This window comes from Antarctobacter sp. (assembly GCF_965277915.1).
Classification (GTDB): domain Bacteria; phylum Pseudomonadota; class Alphaproteobacteria; order Rhodobacterales; family Rhodobacteraceae; genus Antarctobacter.
The window spans coordinates 4,963,574-4,982,264 of sequence record NZ_OZ255849.1; the positions used below are offsets into that span (position 1 = coordinate 4,963,574).

Here is an 18,691-nt window from a genome sequence, read left to right on the forward strand (position 1 = left end):
GGGGGTTGACCTTCTGGGCCCTGCCCAATAGTTAGCCCCATCCCGCAAGGGAGCCATTGCCCGAATCGTGGATCCAGGATTCGGGACGATCACCTGAGTTATGACAGACGCCCGGCAGCCGCATGGCCCGGGCTTCCGTTGTGAAAAAAGGGCCTGGAGCTACGGGCTCGCAACGAAAGGAACAAAGACTTGGCACGTATTGCCGGCGTCAACATCCCGACCCACAAGCGCGTCCCGATCGCGCTGACCTACATCCACGGTATCGGTCCGTCGACCGCCAAGGAAATCTGCGCAGCCACCAACATCGATGCGGCCCGCCGCGTCAATGAACTGAGCGACGCAGAAGTCCTGGCCGTCCGTGAATTCATCGACGCCAACCTGACCGTCGAAGGCGACCTGCGCCGAGAAGTTCAGATGAACGTCAAGCGCCTGATGGATCTCGGCTGCTACCGCGGCCTGCGCCATCGCCGCAACCTCCCCGTCCGCGGTCAGCGGACCCACACCAACGCACGCACGCGCAAGGGCCCCGCAAAGCCCATCGCAGGCAAGAAGAAGTAAGGGGAGAACGGAACCATGGCACGCGATACTCGCCGCGGTGGCGGCAAGAAGAAGGTCTCGAAGAACATTGCAGCCGGTGTGGCGCATGTGAACTCGTCCTTCAACAACACCAAGATCCTGATCTCGGACGTGCAAGGCAACGCGATCTCCTGGTCGTCGGCCGGCACCATGGGCTTCAAGGGTTCGCGCAAGTCGACCCCCTACGCCGCTCAGCTTGCCGCTGAAGACGCCGGCAAGAAGGCGCAGGAACATGGCGTCAAGACGCTGGAAGTCGAAGTGCAGGGTCCCGGTTCGGGCCGCGAATCCGCGCTGCGCGCACTGGCTGCCGTCGGCTTCAACATCACGTCGATCCGCGACGTGACGCCGATCGCCCACAACGGTTGCCGCCCGCCGAAGCGCCGCCGCGTCTGATCCATCGGACAGTTTTTCGCGGGGCCGGGCCTTTTTGCCCGGCCTCGCGCCGTCGTTTTGAAACCTCGGGCGTCGGTGCCTTCGGACATGGGGCGCTGGCAGGTATGGAGGGAACTGCATGATCCACAAGAACTGGGCTGAACTGATCAAGCCGACGCAGCTTGAGATCAAGCCGGGCGCCGATCCGTCGCGCATGGCCACCGTCGTGGCCGAACCGCTGGAGCGCGGATTTGGTCTTACGCTGGGCAACGCCCTGCGCCGTGTGCTGCTGTCGTCGCTTCAGGGCGCCGCAATCACCAGCGTGCAGATCGACAACGTGCTGCACGAATTCTCCAGCGTGGCCGGTGTGCGTGAAGACGTCACCGATATCATCCTGAACCTCAAGGGTGTGTCGCTGCGCATGGAAGTCGAAGGCCCCAAGCGCCTGTCCGTGACCGGCAAGGGCCCGGGCGTCGTGACCGCCGGTGACATCGCCGAAAGCGCGGGCATCGAGATCCTGAATCGCGAGCACGTGATCTGCCACGTCGACGAAGGCGCCGAAGTGTACATGGAGTTTACCGTGAACACCGGCAAGGGCTACGTCAGCGCGGACAAGAACAAGCCCGAGGACGCACCCATCGGCCTGATCCCGATCGACGCGATCTATTCGCCGGTCAAGAAGGTCGCCTATGACGTGCAGCCGACCCGTGAGGGGCAGGTGCTGGACTATGACAAGCTGACCATGAAGATCGAAACCGACGGCTCGATCACTCCCGAGGACGCGGTGGCCTTTGCGGCGCGCATCCTGCAGGACCAGCTGTCGATCTTCGTCAACTTCGAGGAGCCGGAGTCGGCGGGTCGCCAGGACGAGGACGACGGGCTGGAATTCAACCCGCTGCTTCTCAAGAAGGTGGACGAGCTGGAACTGTCGGTGCGGTCGGCGAACTGCCTGAAGAACGACAACATCGTCTACATCGGCGACCTGATCCAGAAGACCGAAGCCGAGATGCTGCGCACCCCGAACTTTGGCCGCAAGTCCTTGAACGAAATCAAGGAAGTGCTGTCGGGCATGGGTCTGCACCTGGGCATGGACGTCGAGGACTGGCCGCCGGACAACATCGAGGACCTGGCCAAGAAGCTCGAAGACTCGTTCTGAACCAATCGTAGGATGGGTGGTAGCACCCATCCTGCCGGGCATCCGCCCCAAGGAGAGCCGGTGACACGCATCGCCGGCCGGACAAAGTAAAACCGCCCGTAGAGGGCAAAAATCGGAGTAAAAACAATGCGTCACGCAAAAGGTTACCGCCGCCTGAACCGCACCCACGAGCACCGCAAGGCGCTGTGGGCGAACATGGCCGGCTCGCTCATCGAGCATGAGCAGATCAAGACCACCCTGCCCAAGGCCAAGGAACTCAAGCGCGTCATGGACAAGCTGATCACCCTGGGCAAGCGTGGTGACCTGCACGCCCGTCGCCAGGCCCGCGCGCAGCTGAAGGAAGACAAGGACGTCGCCAAGCTGTTCGAAATTCTCGGCCCGCGCTACGCCGAGCGCAACGGCGGCTATACCCGTGTTCTGAAAGCAGGTTTCCGTTACGGTGACATGGCCCCGATGGCCATCATCGAGCTGGTTGACCGCGACGTGGACGCCAAGGGCGCAGCCGACAAGGCGCGTGTTGCAATGGCCGAGGCCGACGAAGAGTAATCCTCTCTTCGACCCGAGAATAACGAAGGCCCTGTCGGTGACGGCGGGGCCTTTTCATGCCGGAAGGGCGCCCGGGAGTTTTGTACAAAACGTACGAAACGTACGTCGATTCCAGCATTTTGTACAAACGGGTAAGATCCGGTTCACCGGGGTTAACCGATTTCGATATCCCAAATTTATGAGGCCCGAGCGACCGGGGGATCACTTTGCCGCGGGCGGGGTCCGCATGTCACGGGCCAAGGCCTGCAACTCGTTTCCGAAGCCCTCGGTCAGCTTGTCGGCGGCGGCACGCCGGACCTCTTCCGGTTTGTTCTGACCCAGCTTGAAGGTGCTCTGGACCTCTGTGATCTCCAGCCGGAACGGAAGGATCATCCGCAGAAAACGTGCCTTTGTTTCGGCGGTCATCTTGTCCATCGTCCAGGGTTGCTTGTCGGCAATGCGCGCTTCGAAGGCGGCGCTCTGTGCCGCCAAGAGCGGCTCCAGTTCCGAGACCGGGCGCGGATGCAGGGTCCCGATCAGGTGGACGGCGGTGTAGTTCCAGGTCGGCACCTGGTCCTCGATCCCGTACCAGTCGGGCGAGACATATCCATCGGGGCCGCTCACGGCCAGCGTGACGGGCCGTGGTGCTGCACAGGCCCGCGCCATGGGGTTGGAGCGCACCAGGTGCAGGTCGGCCTCTGTGCCGCTCTCAGACAGCAGGAAGGGCACATGCGACAGCAGCGGCGCGGCCTCGGTCGAGAGTGTGAGCACCCCGAAGGACCGGGCGCGCACCAGCGCCAGCGCGGTGGCGCGGTCGGTCTGCCGGAAGGTCGGATTGGGGTGCATGGGTCAGGCCGTCAGTTGCTGGCCATCTACGCCCGTGATCCGCGCCTGAACGATCTGGCCGACAGGCTGCGGAGCGGCAAAGCGCACCTCGGTGAACTGTTCGGTGCGGCCCATGTCCGGCGCCTCCATCAGAACCGCGTGGTCGCGCCCGGTCTGGGCGGCGAGGTGCGTCTGCACCTGTGCCTCTCCGGCGGCGCGCAGCCGTGCGGCGCGCTTTTTTATGACGCTGCCGTTGATCTGCTGCGGAATGCGTGCGGCGGGGGTGCCGGGGCGGGCCGAGTAGGGGAAGACGTGCAGCCAGGTCAGGTCGCAGTCGGAGACCAGCCTGAGCGAGTTCTCGAAATGCGCTTCGGTCTCGGTCGGGAAACCGGCGATGATGTCCGCGCCAAAGGTCATCTCGGGGCGCAGGCGGCGCGCCTCTTCGCAGAAACGGATGGCATCGTCGCGCAGGTGGCGGCGTTTCATCCGCTTGAGGATCAGATCGTCGCCGTGTTGCAGAGACAGGTGCAGGTGCGGCATCAGCCTTGGCTCGGTGGCGATGGCCAGCATCAGGTTGTCATCCGCCTCGATCGAATCGATCGAGGAGATGCGCAGGCGCGGCACATCGGTCAGCCGCAGGATGCGCATGACAAGATCGCCCAGGCGCGGTTCCCCGGGCAGGTCGGCCCCCCAGGAGGTCAGGTCGACGCCGGTCAGCACCACCTCGTTATAGCCCTGGTCCACCAGCCGCTTGATCTGGTCCACCACGACACCGGCGGGGACAGAGCGCGAGTTCCCCCGACCATAGGGGATGATGCAGAAGGTACAGCGGTGATCGCAGCCGTTCTGCACCTGGACATAGGCGCGGCTACGCGTGCCGAAACCGTCGATCAGGTGGCCTGCGGTTTCGGTCACCGACATGATGTCGTTGACCTGCACCTTTTCCGTCTCGCCGATGAAATCCCCGGCGAGGCCCTTCCATGTATCGGGGGCCATCTTCTCGGTGTTGCCGATGACGGCATCGACCTCTTCCATGGCGGCAAAGCTGTCGGGGTCGATCTGGGCGGCGCAGCCGGTGACGATGACGCGGGCGTCCGGGTTCTCGCGGCGCAGGCGCCGGATTTCCTGCCGGGCCTTGCGCACGGCCTCCTGGGTGACGGCGCAGGTGTTGACCACCACGGCGTCATCGACGCCGGCCGCCTCGGCAAGATCCTTCATCGCCTCGGTCTCGTAGGCGTTCAGGCGGCAGCCGAGGGTGGTGAACTTGGGGGCACTCATGGGTTCGCGTCCAGCCATTGGGCGGTGAACTGCCCGTCAAAGACATGGGCGGTGCCGCCGGTCATCCAGACGCCGTCGTCGCGCCAGTCGACCTGAAGCGTGCCGCCGTCGAGATCGATTCGCACGCTGCGCCCGGTCAGGCCGCGCCGCGCGGCGGCCACGGCCGTGGCGCAGGAGGACGAACCGGAGGCCAGGGTCACGCCAACGCCGCGTTCCCAGACCCGCATCCGCAGGTGGTTTTCGCCCAGCAGGCTGGCCACCTGCACGTTGGTGCGCTGCGGGTACAGCGGGTGGTGTTCGTAGCGTGGGCCGAAGGTGTCCAGCGCGACGGCCTCGGCGTCCTCGACGAAGAAGGTGCAATGCGGGTTGCCCATGCCGGTGGCGGTCGGTCCGCCCTCGATCGGAAGCTCCAGCGTGTCCATTTCCTCGGCCAGCGGGATCTCGGCCCAGTCCAGCTGCGGCGCTCCCATGTTGACAGAGGTCAGCCCGCTGCCTGCATCCACGGCCTCGAGCGTGCCGCGATCGGTGGTGAGGTCCAGGCGGGTCTCTCCGGTCTGGTCCATCAGGTGACGGGCGATGCAGCGGGTGGCATTGCCGCAGGCCGCCGATGTGGAGCCGTCGGAGTTGTAGAAGGTCAGGTGCGGCTGGTTGCCGTTCTGCGTGATGACGGCCAGCTGGTCGAATCCCACGCCCCTGTGGCGGTCGGCGATGGCCGCGATTCGCGCAGCGGTCAGCGCCGCCTCGCGCTGCCGCGAGTCGATCACCACGAAGTCATTGCCAAGCCCGTGCATTTTCATGAAGGGCAGTGCGCGCGCGTCCTGTGTCATGGCGCGCGATATACGCCTGTCGCGGGGCGGTTTCCAGTGTCGCGGCGAGCGATGAGAAAAAGCCTGCAAGATTCCTGATTTTTTGGCTTGACCCCGACCGGGCATATTCATAGTTAGGCCGCCACAGTGGGCCGTTAGCTCAGTTGGTAGAGCAACTGACTTTTAATCAGTGGGTCGTAGGTTCGAATCCTACACGGCTCACCACTGAATCAAGGGCTTGGCCAGAGATGGCCAAGCCCTTGTTCGTTTCGGCGGCCTGCTGTCCGCCTTCTTCCCGACCTTGATCGCCCGGTTCTGCCGGGTTGCACATATCCGCGGCGGAGGGCGTCCTTTTCCCATGCGATCGGGCAGGCGCCGCGCGGTCCTTGATGCCGATCAATGGGCCAGATTGCCGGACGTGGGATGACGGGGCAGGGATCAGGCCCTGGGACAGGAGCGTCGGACGGAATGGCGGATCAGGAAGAGGTCGTGGCCTTTCTGCAGCGCCCCGCGCTTTACGCGGGGGCCGTGGAGGTGGACGTGGTCCGGACGCATGGGGCCTATGTCTTTCTCGGCGGCGACACGGCGCTCAAGATCAAGCGGGCGGTGCGCTACGACTATCTCGATTACTCGACGCCGGAACTGCGCGCGGCGGCTTTGCGGCGAGAGTTGGAACTGAACGCGCCCGCGGCGCCGATGATCTATCGCGACATGGTGGCGGTGACGCGAGGGGCGGACGGTGCGCTGGCGCTGGATGGCGAGGGCGAGGTGGTGGAATGGGCGCTGCGGATGTGGCGGTTTCCGGACGCGGACCAGCTGGACAAGGTGGCAGGGCGCGGTGCGCTGGACCGGCCCCTGGCCGAGACCCTGGGCGCCTGCATCGCGCAGTATCACGCAGAGGCCCCGGCAAGGGCCGCGCGGGATGGTGCGCGACGGATCGGGGACATCCTGGATGAGCTGGGGCGCGAATTCGCGGGCATGGCTGACGCGTTGCCCGCCGAGCGGACCGCGCGCTTTCTGGACCGGGCAAGGGCGACGCTGGTGCGGCAGGGGGCGGTGTTGGACAGCCGGGCCGAGGCGGGCCGCGTCCGACGCTGCCACGGCGACCTGCACCTGCGCAACATCGTCCTGATCGAGGGCCGGCCAGTGCCCTTCGACGCGCTGGAATTCAGCGAGGACCTGGGCACCTGCGACGTGCTCTACGATCTGGCCTTCCTGCTGATGGACCTGCGCCACCGGGGGCTTGCATGGGCCGCGAACGCGGTGCTGAACTGCTATCTTTTCGCCGCGGGGACCGATGACCACTATCGCGGGCTGGCCGCGCTGCCGTTGTTCCAGGCGGTGCGCGCGGGCATCAGCGCGATGGTGGCGGTCCAGACCGCGCGGGCCCGGGGTGACGGTGCGCCCCTGCTGCAGGAGGCCCGGCGCTACCTTGACGATGCCATCGCCGTGCTGGAGCCGGTGGCGCCGAGGCTGGTGGCCGTGGGTGGGCTGTCCGGCACGGGCAAGACCACGGTGGCGCGCGGGCTGGCGCCGGACCTGGGGGCGGCACCGGGTGCGGTCCACCTGCGCAGCGACATGATTCGCAAGGCGCTTTGCGGGGTGGATCCGCTGACGCCGCTGGATGCGGACGGCTACGGGGCAGAGGTCAGTGCGGCGGTCTATGACCGGATAAGGGCGCAGGCGCGCGCGGTCTTGCAGGCAGGGCAGACGGTGATCGCGGATGCCGTCTTTCTTGACCCGGACGAACGCGCCGCCATCGCGCAGGTCGCCCAAGACCTTGGCGCGGGCTTTGCCGGGCTGTGGCTGGAGGCAGAGGGGGCGGCGCTGGTCGCCCGCGTGTCAGATCGCCGGGGCGATGCCTCGGACGCGGATGCAGAGGTGGTGCGGGCCCAATTGGCGCGCGATGCCGGACCCATCGGCTGGGCCCGTGTCGATGCCTCCGGCGCGGCGGACGAGGTGCTTGCCGCCTGCCGTGCCGCGCTTGGGGGGACTGGGCAGACGCGCGCTCATGTCTGCAACACGTAGCTGCCCGGCGCGGCCATCAGCGGCGGCAACCCGGCCTCTGCCCGACCCATCGGCGGCGGGGCGCCCCTGTCGCCGCCGCTTTTTGCCCGCAGCCAGTCGAACCAGACCGGCCACCACGAACCGTCCTCGGGGTCATGGCGGGTCAGCCAGGTGTCCGGGTCCATGTACTTGCGACCGGGCGGACGGTGGCCGCGACGGAAATGTCGATGGGGCTGCCCCGGCACGCTGAGCACACCGCCGTTGTGCCCGCCCGAGGTCAGGACAAAGGTCAGGTCGCCATCGGTGAACAGCGCCGTCTTGTAGACCGAACGCCAGGGCGCGATGTGGTCCTTTTCCGTGCCCAGCACGAAGAAGGGGGCGGAAACATCCTTGAGCGCGATCACCCGTCCCTCGACCGAAAAGCGCCCGGCGGTCAGGCGGTTTTCCAGGAACAGCCCGCGCAGGTATTCCGAGTGCATCCGGTAGGGCATCCGCGTGGCGTCCATGTTCCAGGCCGCCAGATCGAACATGGCGTCCTCTTCCCCCAGCAGGTAGCGGCGCAACAGGCGGCTCCAGACCAGATCGCGGGCGCGCAGGATCTGGAAGGCGCCGGCCATCTGCGGCGCATCCAGATAGCCCTTGTCCCACATCATGTCCTCGAGAAAGGCGATCTGGCTTTCGTCGACGAAGAGCATCAGTTCGCCCGCCTCGGAGAAATCGGTCTGCCCGGCCAGCAGTGTGATCGAGGCCAGCCGGTCATCGCCGTCGCGCGCCATGGCCGCCGCCGCGATGGCCAGGATGGTGCCGCCCAGGCAATAGCCGCAGGCGTGTACGCGGGGCGCCCGGGTGATGATCTGCACCGCCTCCAGCGCCTCCATCACGCCACGGCGGCGGTAATCTTCCAGTGACAGGTCGCTTTGCGCGGCGGTGGGGTTGCACCAGGAGATGGCGAAAACGGTAAACCCCTGCGCCGCCAGCCGTGCGATCAGTGATTTCGGCGGGCTGAGGTCGAGGATGTAGTATTTCATGATCCATGCCGGGACGATCAGCAGCGGCTCGGCGTGGACGGTTTCCGTCTGCGGGGCGTACTGGATCAGTTCGAACAGGTCGTTGCGATAAACCACCTGTCCGGGCGTGACGGCGAGGTCCGTGCCCACGTCGAAGCCCTCGGGGTGCGGCGCGGGCTGCTGCGCGATCATCCGGGCGCTGTCCTCGGCCAGGTGCCGCGCGCCCTCGATGAAGTTGCGGCCGCCGGTCTTCAGCGTGGCCTCGACCACCTCGGGGTTGGTCAGGGGAAAGTTCGAGGGCGAGACCATGTCGAGCCCCTGCCGCACCATGAAGGCGACGCGGTCGGCGCTGATCTTGCGCATGCCGCGGATTTCCGTGGTCGCCTCCGTCCACCAGGCCTCTTGTGCCAGGAAGGCCGTCTTCATCGCGCGGAAGGGCGGCAGGGCCCAGCCGGGATGGTCGAAACGGTGATCGCCGGGCGCGGGCTGCGGTCCCTCGGTCCGCCCGGCCAGGGCCAGAGCGGTTTCGCCCGCGATGCGGGTGGCCTCTTGCGTCAGCGCGGTCATCCGTCCGGGCGCCGCGGCCAGGTGCGATAGCCAGTCCATCCAGGCCGAGGCGGCGGAATGCGGCGAAAGGCCCCCGGTGGCGCGGGCCCGGGTGGCGCGCAATGCGCGGTCCAGCGTGTTGCTGTCGGTGTCGGTCATGCCTGGTCCCTGCGTTCGCTTGCCGGAAACGTGAGTCGCGGGCACCCTAGGCGACGCGCTGCAAATTCCGGATGACGTGGATCAAGGTTTCGGCACGGCGCCGTGCGCGGTGGATTGACGTGCGTCAAGTCATGCGGATCCGCCATGTCCTAGGCTGTGCGGGAACGGGACGCGCGCGATCCTGAAACCCTGAACACGACGGACGAGGTGCGGCATGGCAGCGGACACTGGCGGGGCGGTCCTTGGCCTGACCTCCACGCAGGCGGCAGAACGGCTGGCCGAGGTCGGGCCCAACCAGCTGGCCGAAGGGAAACGCGTCTCGCGCTGGATGATCCTGGCGCGCCAGTTCACCAGTCCGCTGATCTTGATGCTGATCGTCGCCGCCGGGATCGCCGCCGTGCTGGGCGAGCGGGTGGACGCGGTGGCCATCGTGCTGGTGGTGCTGCTGAACGGGGTGCTGGGTTTCGTGCAGGAATGGCGCACGGAAACGGCGCTGGCGGCGCTGCGGAACATGCTGGCGACAGAGGCGCGGGTGGTGCGCGACGGTGTGCAGGTGATGATCGACACGCGCCAGATCGTGCCGGGCGACCTGGTGATCCTGGACAGCGGCGACAAGGTGCCCGCCGACCTCGTGCTGACCTCTGGCATGCGGCTGAAGGTGGACGAAAGCATCCTGACCGGGGAATCCGTGCCCGTGGACAAGCACATGGGCGGCGAGGATGTGCCTCTGTTCATGGGGTCGAACGTGGTCGCCGGCCGTGCAGAGGGCGTGGTGCGGGCCACGGGATCGCATACGGAATTCGGAAACATCGCCGCGTTGACCGCCTCGATCGACCTGGGCGAGACGCACCTGCAGGAGCAACTGGGCCGGTTGGCGCGCTTGCTGGGGGGCATGGCGCTGGGGCTGGCGGGGCTGGTGCTGGTCGCCGGTCTGCTGGCGGGGCGCGATCTGCACGAGATGTTCCTGACCGCGATTGCCCTGGCCGTGGCCATGGTGCCCGAGGGGCTGCCGGCGGTGGTCACGATCACGCTGGCGCTGGGCGCTTCGGCGATGCTGCGGCGGCAGTCGCTGGTGCGGCGGTTGCAGGCGGTCGAGACGCTGGGCGCGGCGACGGTGATCTGCACGGACAAGACCGGCACGCTGACGGAAAACGCCATGACCGTTACGCGGATCTGGACGCCCTGGCGCAGCTACGAGGTCACGGGCACGGGCTATGACCCGGCGGGCCATATCGCGGCGGATGGTGCCCGTGTGCGCGCGGCGGACGATCCCCGGCTGGCGGAACTGATCGACGTGGGGCTGTCCTGCAACCATGCCGAGTTGAGTCACCGTGATGGAGATTGGCACATGGTCGGGGATCCGACCGAGGGCGCGCTGGTCACGCTGGGCTACAAGGGCTGGGCCGACCTGCCGACCCCGGCGGACCGGCTGGCCGAGATCCCCTTTGACGCCGAGCGCAAGCGCATGAGCGTGGTGATGCGGCGCAGTGCGGGACTGGTGCAGATGGTCAAGGGCGCGCCGGAATCCGTTCTGGATGTCTGCACGCAGGTGCAGGCGGCCGGGGGCGAACCCGAACCTCTGACCGCCGAACGCCGGGCCGGGATCGAGGCGGTCGCGGCAGAGATGGCCTCGAACGGGCGGCGCCTGCTGGGGTTGGCGATGCGCCCTGTCGCGGACCCGCTGGCCGGCGAAGAAGGGCTGATCTTCCTTGGGCTGGTGGGCATGATCGACCCGCCGCGCGCCGAGGTGAAACAGGCGGTGAGCCTGTGTCGCCGCGCGGGCATCCGCGTTGTCATGATCACCGGGGACGCGGCCCCGACAGGGGCCGCCATCGCGCGCGAGATCGGGTTGCGGGTGGACCGCATGCTGACCGGCGCGGATCTTGACCGGCTGTCCGAGGCGGACCTGCACGCGTTGCTGAAGGGCGACGTACATTTTGCCCGCACCGCGCCGGCGCACAAGATGCGGCTGGTCGGGGCCTTGCAACAAAGCGGCAACCTGGTCGCGATGACCGGCGACGGGGTCAACGACGCGCCCGCCCTGCGACAGGCGGATATCGGCATCGCGATGGGCCAACGGGGCACGGACGTGGCCAAGGATGCCAGCGACCTCGTGCTGCTGGACGACAATTTCGCCACCATCGTCGGCGCGGTCGAAGAGGGGCGCCGCCAGTTCTCCAATATCCAGCGTTTCGTGCGCTACCTGCTGTCCTCGAACGCGGGCGAGGTGATTGCCATCGTGGTCAACCTGTTCCTGGGGGGGCCGTTGATCTTTCTGGCGACGCAGATCCTGTGGATGAACCTTGTGACCGATGGTGTGACGGCGGTGGCGCTGGGCATGGAAAAACCGGCGCCCGACCAGATGGACCAGCCGCCGGTCCCCGCGGATCACCCGATCCTCGATCTGCCGGGGTTGGCGATCATCGCCTGTTTCGGGCTGTACACCGGGGGTGTCAGCCTCTGGCTGTTCTATGGCCACCTTGGGCAGGGAGAGGACATGGCGCGGACGATGGCATTCGCGGGGATCGTGATCTTTGAAAAGGCCAGCGTCTTTGCCTTCCGGTCGTTCCGACTGCCGATGTCGGGGATCGGCTATCTTTCGAATCGCCCCCTGTTGCTGGCCTTTTCGGTGACGATGGCGATGCAGGTCGCGGCGATCTATTGGCCACCGCTGCAACACCTGCTGCACACCGTGCCGCTGACCTGGGAGCAGCTGGGCCTGCTGGGGGCTTTGGCGCTGCCGCTGCTGGTGGTGCCGGAACTGGTGAAATACGCCCGCCGGTCGCGGGCGCGGGACCTGCCGGCGGAAGCGCGTTGACCTGAATCAACGAAGCCGGGCGCACATCCTCTACCCTTCGGACAATCCGAGGGGAGGAGGGCCCGATGGCTGACACGGACGCGGAGGACACACGCACCCTGATCTGGTTCGAGCAACTGGGGCGCGGGGACGTGGCGCTGGTGGGGGGCAAGAACGCCTCGCTGGGCGAGATGGTGCAATCGCTGGATGCCAGCCGCATCCGCGTGCCACCCGGCTTTGCCACCACCTCGGCCAGCTATCGCGCCTTCATCGCGGCCAACGGGTTCGGGGATGTACTGCGGGACGAACTGTCGGCGCTGGGCGCGGGACGCAAAACCTTGGCACAGGCAGGCCGGGCGATCCGAGAGACCCTGGCCACCGGGGCCTTTCCGCCGCAGGTCGAGGCCGACATCCTAAAGGCCTACCGCGAGCTTGGGCGGCGCACGGGGCGGGAAAATCCCTCTGTCGCCGTGCGGTCCTCGGCCACGGCCGAGGACCTGCCGGACGCCAGTTTCGCGGGCCAGCAAGAGACCTTTCTGAACGTCGAGGGAGAGCGCGCGCTACTGATGGCCTGTCGCCGCTGCTATGCCTCTTTGTTCACCGATCGGGCGATCACCTACCGAGAGATCAACGGCTTCGACCACCTGGAGGTGGCTCTGTCCATCGGCGTGCAGTTGATGGTGCGGTCGGACATCGCCGGGTCGGGGGTGATGTTTTCCATCGACACCGAAAGCGGGTTCGACAAGACGGTGCTGATCAACGCCGCCTGGGGGCTGGGCGAGAACGTCGTGCAGGGCGCGGTCAGCCCGGACGAATACCAGGTCTACAAGCCCTTCCTCGACCGGCTGGACCTTGTGCCGATCACGCACAAGGCGCTGGGGGCGAAGGAGATCAAGATGATCTACGGCACGGGCGAGGGCGCAGCGACGCGCAACGTGCCGACCTCGAAGGCAGAGCGCGAGAGTTTCGTGCTGTCGGATGGCGAGATCCTGGAACTGGCCCGGGCGGCGGCCGAGATCGAGAAACATTACGGTTGCGCGATGGACATGGAATGGGCCCGCGACGGGATCGACGGACAGTTGTATATCGTGCAGGCGCGGCCCGAGACGGTGCAATCGCGGCGCGGTGCAGGCGCGATGAAGACCTACACGCTGGGCGCGCATGGCGAGAAGCTTTTGACCGGGCTCAGCGTCGGTGGGGCGGTGGCCAGCGGCGAGGTCATCATCATCGAGAGCGCGGCGGACATCGATCGTTTCGTGGACGGCGCGGTGCTGGTGACCTCGACCACGGACCCGGACTGGGTGCCGGTGATGAAACGCGCCGCCGCCATCGTCACCGATCATGGCGGGCGTACCTCTCATGCGGCCATCGTCAGCCGGGAGCTGGGGGTTCCGGCGGTCGTCGGCACCGGGAATGCGACCCACGTCCTGCACGACCAGCAGCAGGTGACGGTCTCCTGCGCCGAGGGCGAGGAGGGGGCGATCTATGCCGGACGGGCCGAGGTGACGGTGACGGAACTGGACCTGGCCCATGTCCCCGAGACCCGCACGCAGGTGATGCTGAACCTCGCCAACCCCGCGACCGCGGCGCGTTGGTGGCGGCTTCCGGCGGATGGTGTCGGACTGGCGCGGATGGAGTTCGTCGTTTCGAACGAGGTCCGGGTGCATCCGCTGGCGCTGACCCGGTACGAGCAGGTGGTGTCCGAGGACGAGCGGGCGGCGATCGACGCGCTGACGCGGGGCTACGAGGACCGCACCGCCTATTTCGTAGAGACCCTGGCGCGGGGGCTGGCGCGGATCGCGGCTGTCTGGCATCCGCGCCCGGTCATCGTGCGGATGAGCGATTTCAAGACCAACGAATATGCCGACCTGCTGGGCGGGCGGGCCTTTGAGCCGGAGGAGGAAAACCCGATGATCGGGTTCCGGGGCGCCTCGCGCTATTACTCGGACGGCTATCGCGACGGGTTCGAGCTGGAATGCCGGGCGATCCGGCACTTGCGCGAGAGAATGGGGTTCGGCAACGTTGTGGTCATGATCCCGTTCTGCCGGACGGTGGATGAGGCGGACCGGGTGCTGAAGGTCATGGCGGCGCAGGGGCTGGAGCGCGGCAAGGCCGGGCTTGAGGTCTATGTCATGTGCGAAGTCCCCTCGAACGTGATCGAGGCCGAACGCTTTGCCGAGCGGTTCGACGGGTTTTCCATCGGATCGAACGACCTGACGCAGCTGACGCTGGGGATCGACCGGGATTCCGAGGCGCTGGCACAGCTGTTCTCCGAACGCGATCCGGCGGTTTTGTGGATGATCGAGGCGGTCATCGCCAAGGCGCGCGCGGCGGGGCGCAAGATCGGGCTGTGCGGGCAGGCGCCTTCGAACGATCCGGGGTTCGCGCGGTTGCTGGTACAGGCGGGAATCGACTCGATCTCGGTGACGCCGGACAGTTTTTTGGCGGTGAAGCGGAACGTGGCAGAGGCGGAGACGGGCTGAGGGGCCGGTAAACGGCGCTTGCCGCGGCTGCGCCGCGACGTCGCCCCGCCCACCGTCCCGCAGATCGCGCTTTGCGGCGCGGTTTGCCTAACCGGGGGAACCGGGTGTCAGGGGGAGAGAGGAACCTCCGTGCCCTGCTTGATACGGCGCAGCACGAACATCGTGGCGGTGCCGGCGACGTTTTCATGTTCCAGCACCCGGCGCATCAGGATCGCTTCGAGGTCGGCGATGTCGCGTACCACGAGGTGCAGCAGGTAATCCCATTCGCCGGAGATCGAGTAGACCTCGGTGATGGCCGCTTCCGCCTCCATCGCGCGCTGAAATTCTGCGCGGGCGGCGGAGTCCTGCGATTTCATGCGCACCTGCACGAAGGCATCCATGCCACGGCCCACGGCGACGGGATCGACGTGGCGCACCGGCGGGCCGATCACGCCGCGATCCTCGAGCGCGCGCAGGCGGCGCCAGCAGGTGGCGGGTGAACTGTTCACCGCCTGTGCGAGTTCCTGCATGCTGCCCGAGGCGTCCTTTTGCAGGACGGCAAGGATACGGCGGTCGAGATCCGAGAGTTGAGGCATATGGTTCGTTTGTTGGCCTTTAGATGAACGTTTCATTGCAAGTTGTGACCCATACCTGAGAGATTGGAAGGTCTTTTTCAGAAAAAGAGGTGAAAATCCTCCGATCCGCGACAGGGAGGATGTCATGACGGACCAGACGCCGATTCTGACCGATTACGCATTGGAAGACCGCTATACCCGCACCGAGGGCCGCGTGTTCCTGACCGGGACACAGGCGATCCTGCGGATCGCGCTAGACCAGGCGCGGCGGGACCGGGCGCGGGGGCTGGATACGCGCGGCTATATCTCGGGGTATCGCGGCTCGCCCGTGGGCGGGGTCGACCTGGAGGTGTCCGGTCATGCAAAGCTGGTCGAGGAGGCGGGGATCACCTTTCTGCCCGCGATCAACGAGGAACTGGGCGCGACCCAGATGATCGGCACGCAGCAGGTGGAAACCGACCCGGACCGCACCTGCGAGGGGGTCTTTGGCCTGTGGTACGGCAAGGGGCCGGGGGTGGACCGGGCGGCGGATGCGCTGAAACATGGCAATGCCTATGGGTCGTCGCCGCACGGGGGCGTGCTGGTGGTGGCCGGGGACGATCATGGCTGTGTGTCCTCGTCCATGCCGCACCAGTCGGACGTGGCCTTCATGAATTTCTTCATGCCGACGCTGAACCCTGCGAACGTGGCCGAGTTCCTGCCCTTTGGTGAATGGGGTTACGCGCTGTCGCGGTTTTCCGGCATGTGGGTTGGCTTCAAGGCGATTTCCGAGACGGTGGAATCGGGCATGTCGGTGGAATTGCCCGCCGACCGGGCGTTTGTCGCGCCGGATTTCACGCCACCCGAAACCGGGCTGCATTACCGCTGGCCCGACCTGCCGGGGATGCAGATCGAAGAGCGGATGGAGGCCAAGAAGGCCGCCGTGCTGGCCTTTGCCCGCGCCAATCCCATCGACCGGGCGGAATGGGGGCACCCGGCGCGGTTCGGCATCGTGACCACCGGCAAGGCGCATCTGGACACGCTGGAGGCGCTGCGCCTGCTGGGTATCGACGAGGGCGCGGCCCGCGAGTTGGGCATCGACCTGTACAAGGTGGGCATGGTCTGGCCGTTGGAGGACCGCGGCGCGCTGGGCTTTGCCCATGAAAAGCAGGAGCTGCTGGTCATCGAGGAAAAGCGCGGCATCATCGAGAGCCAGCTCAAGGAATATTTCTACGATTTCCCCGGGCAAAAGCCCGAACGCATGGTCGGCAAGCGGGATGAGCACGGCGAGCGGCTGATCCCCTGGACGCATGAACTGGGCGCCGTGATGCTGGCGCGGATCATCGCGAAACGACTGGACCTGAATCTTGGCACATCACTCACGGAACGTGCCGAGGCGCTGGTGCCGCCCCCGAACCTGATCGAGGTGCCGGGGGCGGCCCGCACGCCCTATTTCTGCTCTGGCTGCCCGCACAATACGTCCACGAAGGTACCCGAGGGCAGCCAGGCGCTGGCCGGGATCGGCTGTCATTTCATGGCCAGCTGGATGGACCGCAACACGACCTCGCTGATCCAGATGGGGGGCGAGGGCGTCAACTGGGTCGCGCGGTCGAAGTTCAACGGCAATGCCCATGTCTTTCAGAACCTGGGCGAGGGGACCTATTACCACTCGGGGTCGCTGGCGGTGCGGCAGGCGATTGCGGCCGGGACGAACATCACCTTCAAGATCCTGTTCAACGACGCGGTGGCCATGACCGGCGGGCAGGTGGTGGATGGGCCGATTTCCGTGCAGGCGATTGCGCAGACGGTTCTGGCCGAGGGAGCGAAACGGGTGGTCGTCGTGTCCGATCATCCCGAGCAGTTCCGCAAGGGCGATTTCCCGGCTGGGGTCGAGATCGAGCACCGGCGCGAGATGGATCGGGTGCAGCGCGAGTTGCGCGAGATCCCCGGGACGACGGTGCTGATCTACCAGCAGACCTGCGCGACCGAGAAACGCCGCCTGCGGAAACGCGGCAAGATGGACGACCCCAAGCGGTTCGCCGTCATCAACCCGCTGGTCTGCGAGGGCTGCGGCGATTGCGGGGTGGAATCGAACTGTCTCAGCGTCGAGCCGCTGGAAACGGAGTTCGGCCGCAAGCGGCAGATCAACCTGAACTCCTGCAACAAGGATTTCACCTGCCTGAACGGGTTCTGCCCCAGTTTCGTGACCGTCGAGGGCGCGACCTTGAAAAAGGGCCGGGGCGTGTCCGAGGCGCAGTTGGACGAGATGGTGGCCGGGTTGCCGGCGCCGGTCGTGCCGTCGCTGGATGCGCCCTGGGATATCCTGGTGACTGGCGTCGGCGGCACGGGCGTCGTGACCGTGGGCCAGCTGATCGCGATGGCGGCAAACCTCGAAGGGCGGGGCGCCAGCGTTCTGGACTTCATGGGGTTTGCGCAGAAATTCGGGCCGGTGCTCAGCTATCTGCGGATGTCGGCGCGCCCCGAAGAGGTCAACCAGGCGCGGATCGAGCCGTCCTCGGCGGATGCGCTGATCGGCTGTGACCTGGTGGTAAGCTCTTCGCCCAAGGCTTCGATGACCTACCGGGCGGGGCATACGAAGGCGGTGGTGAACACGGCTTTGATGCCGACCGGGGATTTCACCCGCAACCGCGACGCGGACCTGAAGGCCGGCGACCGGCTGGCGCGGATTTCCGGGGCGGTGGATGGCAAGGCGTTGCAATCGCTGGATGCCAACGCGCTGTCCGAGGCGCTGCTGGGCGATACGGTCTTTGCCAATGTCCTGATGCTGGGCGCGGCCTGGCAGGCGGGTCTGGTGCCCCTGTCTGAGGCGGCGCTGATGCGGGCGATCGAGCTGAACGGGGTCAAGCCAGATCTGAACAAGCAGGCCTTTGCCTGGGGGCGGGTCGCAGTGACCGATCCCGAGGGGGTCGAGCGGATCGCCGGGATCGAGGCGCGTCCCGTGCAGACGCTGGAGCAGATCATCGACCGCCGGGCGGATTTCCTGGCCGATTACCAAAGCGCGCGCTGGGCGCGGCGCTATCGCGACGATCTGCAAAAGGTGGTCGAGGCGGAAACCCGTGTCGCGGGCGAGCCGGGCGCCCTGTCCGAGGCGGCGGCGAGGGGTCTGTTCAAGCTGATGTCCTACAAGGACGAATACGAGGTCGCGCGGCTGCACGCAAAGACCGGGTTCATTGATGGTCTCAAGGACCGTTTCGAGGGCGAATTCACGGTGCGCCACCACCTTGCGCCGCCGATCCTGTCCTCTGGCAAGGATGCGCGCGGGCGGCCGCTGAAACGCAGCTTTGGCCCCTGGGTGCAGGTGGCCTTTCGCCAGTTGGCGCGGATGAAGCGGCTGCGCGGTACGCCGTTCGATCCCTTTGGCCGCACCGAAGAACGGCGGATGGAGCGGGCGCTGATCGAAGAGTACCGGGAGCTGTTGGGACGGCTGGTCGACGGGCTGACGGCGGACAACCGTGACGAGGCGGCGCGGATCGCAGCGATGGTCATGGAAATCCGCGGCTTTGGCCCGGTCAAGGAAGAGGCCGCTGACAAGACCCGCAAGGCGATCGCCGAGGCAGTTAAGCAGTATGCTGCCTAAAATCCTTTAACCGACCGCGCGTT

13 protein-coding genes and 1 tRNA gene are annotated in these 18,691 nt (G+C 66.5%); 9 read left to right on the forward strand and 5 right to left on the reverse strand.

The features are described from left to right. The first annotated feature begins 189 nt into the window (after window positions 1-189). The 4 genes from rpsM (at window position 190) to rplQ (ending at window position 2,650) form a co-directional block, all read left to right on the forward strand. Window positions 190-558, forward strand: coding sequence for a 30S ribosomal protein S13 (rpsM, locus tag ACQY5B_RS25155; RefSeq protein ID WP_305967608.1), 369 nt, complete (start codon window positions 190-192; stop codon window positions 556-558). Between the two features lie 15 nt (window positions 559-573). After that, window positions 574-969, forward strand: coding sequence for a 30S ribosomal protein S11 (rpsK, locus tag ACQY5B_RS25160; RefSeq protein WP_043137338.1), 396 nt, complete (start codon window positions 574-576; stop codon window positions 967-969). Window positions 970-1,087: 118 nt separating this feature from the next. Next, window positions 1,088-2,104 carry a DNA-directed RNA polymerase subunit alpha gene (locus ACQY5B_RS25165; RefSeq protein WP_305967609.1) on the forward strand — a complete coding sequence of 339 codons (1,017 nt, stop codon included), beginning with the start codon at window positions 1,088-1,090 and terminating at the stop codon, window positions 2,102-2,104. 126 nt (window positions 2,105-2,230) lie between these two features. Further along, the gene (gene rplQ, locus ACQY5B_RS25170; protein ID WP_069210859.1) at window positions 2,231-2,650 is read left to right on the forward strand and encodes a 50S ribosomal protein L17; all 420 of its coding nucleotides are present in this window, start codon (window positions 2,231-2,233) and stop codon (window positions 2,648-2,650) included. 201 nt (window positions 2,651-2,851) lie between these two features. Here the strand turns inward: rplQ and ACQY5B_RS25175 are convergent, their stop codons facing one another. Genes ACQY5B_RS25175 through dapF form a run of 3 tightly spaced genes read right to left on the reverse strand, consistent with a single transcriptional unit; the run spans window position 2,852 to window position 5,559 of the window. Then, a complete protein-coding gene (locus ACQY5B_RS25175; protein ID WP_420326859.1) occupies window positions 2,852-3,475 on the reverse strand; it encodes an FMN-binding negative transcriptional regulator in 624 nt (207 codons plus the stop codon). Window positions 3,476-3,478: 3 nt separating this feature from the next. Then, entirely contained in the window at window positions 3,479-4,732 is a 1,254-nt protein-coding gene (gene mtaB / locus ACQY5B_RS25180; protein ID WP_420326858.1) for a tRNA (N(6)-L-threonylcarbamoyladenosine(37)-C(2))-methylthiotransferase MtaB, read from the reverse strand. Beyond that, a complete protein-coding gene (gene dapF / locus ACQY5B_RS25185) occupies window positions 4,729-5,559 on the reverse strand; it encodes a diaminopimelate epimerase (RefSeq protein ID WP_420326857.1) in 831 nt (276 codons plus the stop codon). Before dapF ends, mtaB begins: the two co-directional genes overlap by 4 nt. 128 nt (window positions 5,560-5,687) lie before the next feature. Between dapF and ACQY5B_RS25190 the strand changes: the two genes are divergently transcribed. Both ACQY5B_RS25190 and ACQY5B_RS25195 read left to right on the forward strand, forming a co-directional pair. Continuing rightward, window positions 5,688-5,763, forward strand: a tRNA-Lys gene (locus tag ACQY5B_RS25190). Window positions 5,764-6,006: 243 nt separating this feature from the next. Next, window positions 6,007-7,566 (forward strand): bifunctional aminoglycoside phosphotransferase/ATP-binding protein, encoded by a 1,560-nt coding sequence (locus ACQY5B_RS25195; protein ID WP_420326856.1) that lies wholly within the window; start codon window positions 6,007-6,009, stop codon window positions 7,564-7,566. On the opposite strand, the gene ACQY5B_RS25200 is transcribed toward ACQY5B_RS25195, so the two are convergent. Next, window positions 7,548-9,257, reverse strand: coding sequence for a PHA/PHB synthase family protein (locus tag ACQY5B_RS25200; RefSeq protein ID WP_420326855.1), 1,710 nt, complete (start codon window positions 9,255-9,257; stop codon window positions 7,548-7,550). The genes ACQY5B_RS25195 and ACQY5B_RS25200 overlap by 19 nt on opposite strands. A 214-nt stretch (window positions 9,258-9,471) precedes the next feature. Here ACQY5B_RS25200 and ACQY5B_RS25205 point away from each other — a divergent pair, with 214 nt between their 5' ends. Beyond that, entirely contained in the window at window positions 9,472-12,075 is a 2,604-nt protein-coding gene (locus ACQY5B_RS25205; RefSeq protein ID WP_420326854.1) for a cation-translocating P-type ATPase, read from the forward strand. 65 nt (window positions 12,076-12,140) lie between these two features. Then, window positions 12,141-14,537, forward strand: a complete 2,397-nt coding sequence (gene ppsA / locus ACQY5B_RS25210) for a phosphoenolpyruvate synthase (RefSeq protein WP_420326853.1) — start codon at window positions 12,141-12,143, stop codon at window positions 14,535-14,537. Between the two features lie 107 nt (window positions 14,538-14,644). Here ppsA and ACQY5B_RS25215 read toward each other — a convergent pair whose 3' ends face one another. Next, the gene (locus ACQY5B_RS25215) at window positions 14,645-15,112 is read right to left on the reverse strand and encodes an Lrp/AsnC family transcriptional regulator (protein ID WP_420326852.1); all 468 of its coding nucleotides are present in this window, start codon (window positions 15,110-15,112) and stop codon (window positions 14,645-14,647) included. A 124-nt stretch (window positions 15,113-15,236) separates the two neighbouring features. Here ACQY5B_RS25215 and ACQY5B_RS25220 point away from each other — a divergent pair, with 124 nt between their 5' ends. Then, window positions 15,237-18,668 (forward strand): indolepyruvate ferredoxin oxidoreductase family protein, encoded by a 3,432-nt coding sequence (locus ACQY5B_RS25220; RefSeq protein ID WP_420326851.1) that lies wholly within the window; start codon window positions 15,237-15,239, stop codon window positions 18,666-18,668. The last annotated feature ends 23 nt before the right edge of the window (window positions 18,669-18,691 follow it).